This window comes from Mycobacterium sp. (assembly GCF_032162605.1).
In the GTDB taxonomy this organism is placed as follows: Bacteria; Actinomycetota; Actinomycetes; order Mycobacteriales; family Mycobacteriaceae; genus Mycobacterium.
In genome coordinates, this window is sequence record NZ_JAVROT010000560.1 from 1 (window position 1) to 5,106 (window position 5,106).

The following is a 5,106-nucleotide window of genomic DNA, read 5'->3' on the forward strand; positions in this document are numbered from 1 at the left end:
CAGAGCCAGATTCCGTTGGGAATGCAGTGTTTTACCGGCGATCGCGCGCTGATCGAAGTCCTGGGGCTGACCGGCTTCGACTTCGTCATGCTCGACACCGAGCATTCCCCGGCCAACCCCCGTGCCATTGAGGAAGCGGTCCTGGCCGCGGACATCGTCGGCTTGGTGCCACTGGTCCGCGTGCCGAGCTGTACGGACGAAACCGCCATCCGACGCGCGATGGAAGCCGGCGCGCAGGGCCTGTTCGTGCCGGAGGTCAAATCGGCCGACGACGTCCGCCAGGTCCTCGACGCCGCACTCTTTCCGCCGTTGGGCAACCGCGGCATCTGCCCAGCCACCCGCGCCGCAAGGTACTCCTACCGCACCTTCGTCGACTACGCCGAATGGAACAATCGCAACTTCCTCGTCGTCCCGCTCATCGAGAACCCCGACGCCGTCGACAACATCGACGAGATCTGCGCATTGGACCAAGTCCACGTGCTGGCCTTCGGTCCCGGCGATCTCGCGTACGCCATCGGCGAGGGCAACAACATGACCGACAGTCCCAAGATCCGTGAGGCGTACCTGAAGGTCCAGGCAGCCGCCGATCGGCACGGCGTCGCGGTGATGGGCGGACCGGTACTCGATCCCAGCGTCGACGGCTGTCGATCCGCGCTGGAAGACGGCGTCAAGGTGTTCTGCCTCGGCCTGGACGTCATGGGATTCCGACGGTTCTGCGAGCACACCGTCCGTATCGCCGGCGTCTCGGTGCAGGGCACCGTCTACACCCGCCCCGAAACCCCGACCCCAGACTTCCCACCCCATGTCACTTCCCAAGAAGCCGACAACCAAAGGTTGAAAGGAGCAGTGCAGTGACGACTCATCTGAACCGCTTTGTGGTCGGACCCGACGCCGATGGCCGCTCGGCGGTACTGCAACACGGTTTGACCAACGTCCAGTCCCGCGAGGGGTTCTACTGGCGCGCCACATTGTGGGCAACCCAAGAAACCCCGGTGGACAACAGCATTGACGGCGACCGGTCGCAGACGGAGGGTCTCGGCGCCAGTCGCGAACCCTTCCCCAACGGCATGATCTGCCGCGCACTGGAGATCCCGCCGGACGACACCGATGAAGACGAGCACCGCCGCGTCCTGGCCGACCTCAATGACGAGGTTCATCAGAAGCATCAGCCGAGCCAGGCCGATCTCGCCCGGCATCCGAGCATGCACCGAACGGACACCCTGGACTGCCTCACCTGCGTGCGCGGCGAAATCTTTCTGGTCACCGACAGCGATGAGGTGCTCATGCGGCCCGGCGACACCGTGATCATCCGGGGCACCAACCACGCCTGGAGCAACCGGTCGAACGCGCCGTGCCTGCTTGTCGGCACCATGACCGACGCCACCCCTTCGAAAGAGGGCTAACCGGGAAATGACACATACCCTTCACCCGCAGGCATCCACTGCGAGCGCCGCGTCCACGCGCGACGACGCGTGCGACTGTGATGTCCTAGTGGTTGGCGGCGGCCTCGTCGGGTTGGCTGCATCAATGTTTATGGCGCAACAGGGATTACGCGTGTGGGTGGTGGAGCGGCATGCCGCGACATCGAGCCATCCCAAGTTGCGCGGTGTCAGCGCCCGAACGATGGAGCTGTACAGGTCCGCCGGCATCGAAGAAGCGATACGTGCCGCAGGCGAAGACCATCTCGGTGTTGCGATCGGCGATACCCTCTCCGGTCAATACGAGCGAGTACATCTACCGCTCGCACTGGGCCGCCAGAACTGGCTGAGCCCCACCACGCATTACGCATGCGACCAGGACCGAATGGAACCCATTCTGTTGCAACGCAGCGCCGAGTTGGGTGCCCAGCTGTTCTATGGCTGCACGGTCGTCAACATCGAGCAGCACGAGTCCACCGTCACCGCAGACGTGGTGTGGTCATCGTCAACTGCCGGCACGCCCACGCCCTCGTCGCCGCCGAGCCGGATCACGGCCCGTTATCTCGTGGCCGCCGACGGGGCCAGGGGAACGATCCGGGCCAGCCTCGGCATAGACCGACACGGCCACCCCATTCCAGGTAAGGGCCTCAGCGTCTTGTTCGACGCCGACCTCGAACCGGCACTGCGCGGACGTCGGATCAGTGCCCTGTTCGCTCCGGGCAGCAGCGCTCTGTTGTTCGCTCGCAGCGACGCACGCGACCACAACTGGTTCGCCCTGACTCCCCGGACGGAACTGGACTTCGTTGAGCCAGATTCCATTGCCACCGAAGCTATTCCGATGATCCGCTCCTTGATAGGTGTAGCCGACCTCGACATCACGGTCCACAGCGCGATGACCTGGAGCACCGGGGCCTTCGTCGCCGACCGCTACCGCGCCGGTCGCATCTTCCTGGTCGGCGACGCAGCCCATCTAATGCCTCCCTACGGTGGATTCGGCGGCAACACCGGTATCGCGGATGCGCACAACCTCGCCTGGAAGCTGGCCGCGGTCTGTTCGGGCGACGCCGGAGACTCCCTGCTTGACAGCTACGAGTCCGAACGACGACCGATCACGGAATACACCCTGAAGCACGTGATGCTGCGCGCCGCGGACGGGATCGCGCACTTCTTCCGCCAGTTCGATCAGTTCGACCCGAATGCGATCACGCTGGGATTCCGCTACCCCATGGCAACAGCGGCGGGTTTCAATCCCGAACTGCCCGTGGAAGACCCGGCGCAACCTAGCGGCGAGCCCGGCACCCGCGCCCCACACATCGCACTAAACGGGGCCACTTCGAGCACACTGGACCTGCTGGATCCGGGCGCGTTCACCTTCCTCGCCCCCGACGCCAGCTGTTACGCCTACACACTGCGAACGCATCCTGTCTCTGGCGTGCGGTTGCGTGAGATCCGCCGGGAAGAAATAGCCGACCGCCACACGTGGGACAGGATTTTTCCCGAGCGGGCAGCGGCGGGCCTACTCATCCGGCCGGACGGTGTGATCTGCTGGCGGGCCCAGTCGACGCACCCGGATCCGGCACTGGTGGTGCGCACTGCCCGAGCACGCGCACTCGAACCGAAAACCTAGATCACAGGAGTGATTCACCATGCCCACAGTTCACCAAGCCACTTGGCAACTGCTCCGCGGACTCGGCGTGCGCAAGGTGTTCGGCAACCCGGGATCAACTGAAATGCCGTTCTTGGCCGACTTCCCAGATGACCTCGACTACGTTCTCGGTCTGCACGAGGGCGCGGTGATCGGCATGGCCGACGTCTACGCCCAGTTGACCGGCGAGCCCACGCTGGTGAACCTGCACACCGCGGTGGGCCTCGGCAACGCGATGGGTGCGATCATCAACGCCGCCCGTGGACACAGCCCGCTGGTCATCACCGCCGGCCAACAGGTGCGCGCGACGTTGACGATGGAACCTCTGCTGGCCAACCCCGATCCGACAATGCTGCCCAGGCCGGTGGTCAAATGGGCGTTCGAGCCGCCCCGCGCCCAGGACGTGCCGGCGGCACTGGCTCGGGCATTCCGTTACGCGGCATTGCCGCCGGCGGGACCGGTATTCGTGTCTCTGCCGATGGACGACTTTGAGCAGCCCGCGGAAGCCGGCACCACAGAACTGCTGTCGGCTCGTCGGGTCACCGGCCGGTCTGTCCCCGCCCCCGTCGAGCTGCACGCGCTCGCCAAGCGGCTTACCGCCGCCTGCAATCCGGTGTTGGTGGTGGGCGCGGGGTTGGACGCGGCACCGGACGGCTTTGAGGCAGGCATCGCGCTGGCCGAACGCCAGAATCTGCCGGTGTGGCTCGCGCCCAACACTTCCCGCGTCGGGTTCCCCACCGACCACGCTAACTTCCGGGGCAGCCTCCCCGCGGGCATCGAGTGGCTGTCCGAGGCACTCGCCGGGCACGACCTAGTGCTTGTCGCCGGGGCACCAGTATTTCGGTACTACCCGTACGCACCGGGCAGTTACTTGCCGCTCGGCGCCGAACTCGTTGCGATTGTGGACGATCCGGATGCCGCCGCACGCGCCCCCGTGGGTGACGCGCTGGTCGCGGACCCGGCCCTGGTACTGCTCGGCCTGTTGGAACTACTGCCGCAGACCAACCGGCCCGCGCCCGTACCGCTTGCGCCGCTGAAGATCCCGCGCGCGGTCGACACCCTTACCGCATCCCAGGTCTACGACATCGTTGGGCCACTGTTCGATCAAAACGGCATCGTCGTGACCGAATCGATGAACGGGGCGGGGGCGATGTGGGACCGTATGAAGTTCCGCCGGTCGGGATCGTTCTTCTTTTGCGCCGCAGGCGGGCTCGGGTTCGCCGTCCCGGGCGCGGTGGGGGCCCAGCTCGCCCAGCCCGAGCGACCAGTGCTGGCGGTCAGCGGCGACGGCAGCGCACAGTACGGCATCCAGGGGTTGTACACCGCGGCCAACCGCCGGCTTCCCGTCACGTTCCTGATCCTGGTCAATCGCGAATACGGAATCCTGAAAGGCTTCGGGGACTACCTGACCACCACCGGTGTGCCGGGCCTGGACCTCGACTACCTCGACTACCAGGCGTTGGCTAAAGGCTACGGCATCCCCGCGGTGCGAACCGGACGGCCCGACGAACTGGCCATTGCGGCGAAGCAAGCGTTCATGGCGGACAAAGGACCGCACATGATCATCGTCGACGTCGCACCCGGCGTCCCCTTGGGCGGCTGATCGGCGAACACACCAATTCCAACCCGGCATTTCGGACCCAGCGATGATCACCGGCGACGAGACGACGTTCGTATCCAGCTTCGGTGGGACCTGCGTTGAGGAACTATCCAGATCTGAAGTTCGCGTGGTCCGAGGCGCGAATCGGCTCGGACCCTTCTTCCTGGACCGCTGTGACCGCGACGTAGTCCACTCCTTGGCGGCAAGCATGATTTCGGCGGCAAGCTGCCCAGCGAGGTGTTCCGGGAGCACTCCCTCGCTTGCTTCATCAGCGACCCCAGCGTCTTGAAGCTGTCGCAACGACATCGGCATCGACATCATCGCCTGTGCGACCACCCGACTCCGACACGATCTGGCCGAACGCTCCGGAGTCCATCTACTCCGAGGTCACGGCGGCAGGCTGTAGCTACGCCGAAGAAGCCGTCCGCCATCTCGATGAGAAT

Annotated in this window: 4 protein-coding genes and 1 pseudogene; all 5 read left to right on the plus strand. The window is 65.3% G+C overall.

Annotated elements, in window-relative coordinates:
- The coding region (locus QOI01_RS31060) for an HpcH/HpaI aldolase family protein (RefSeq protein WP_526387243.1) at positions 1–855 on the plus strand (855 nt) is incomplete at its 5' end.
- Positions 852–1,403 (plus strand): cupin domain-containing protein, encoded by a 552-nt coding sequence (locus QOI01_RS31065; RefSeq protein WP_526387245.1) that lies wholly within the window; start codon positions 852–854, stop codon positions 1,401–1,403. The genes QOI01_RS31060 and QOI01_RS31065, both read left to right, overlap by 4 nt.
- Before the next feature lie 7 nt (positions 1,404–1,410).
- Entirely contained in the window at positions 1,411–3,045 is a 1,635-nt protein-coding gene (locus tag QOI01_RS31070) for an FAD-dependent oxidoreductase (protein WP_526387247.1), read from the plus strand.
- Between the two features lie 19 nt (positions 3,046–3,064).
- Positions 3,065–4,666 (plus strand): benzoylformate decarboxylase, encoded by a 1,602-nt coding sequence (gene mdlC / locus QOI01_RS31075; protein WP_526387248.1) that lies wholly within the window; start codon positions 3,065–3,067, stop codon positions 4,664–4,666.
- Between the two features lie 86 nt (positions 4,667–4,752).
- Positions 4,753–5,106 (plus strand): annotated as a pseudogene (locus QOI01_RS31080) (amidohydrolase family protein); the annotation flags it as partial.

Bases quoted from the DNA above. Each gene is read 5' to 3' on its own strand.
- QOI01_RS31070 (WP_526387247.1), top strand. From the start codon at position 1,411: ATGACACATACCCTTCACCCGCAGGCATCCACTGCGAGCGCCGCGTCC.
- mdlC (WP_526387248.1), top strand. From the start codon at position 3,065: ATGCCCACAGTTCACCAAGCCACTTGGCAACTGCTCCGCGGACTCGGC.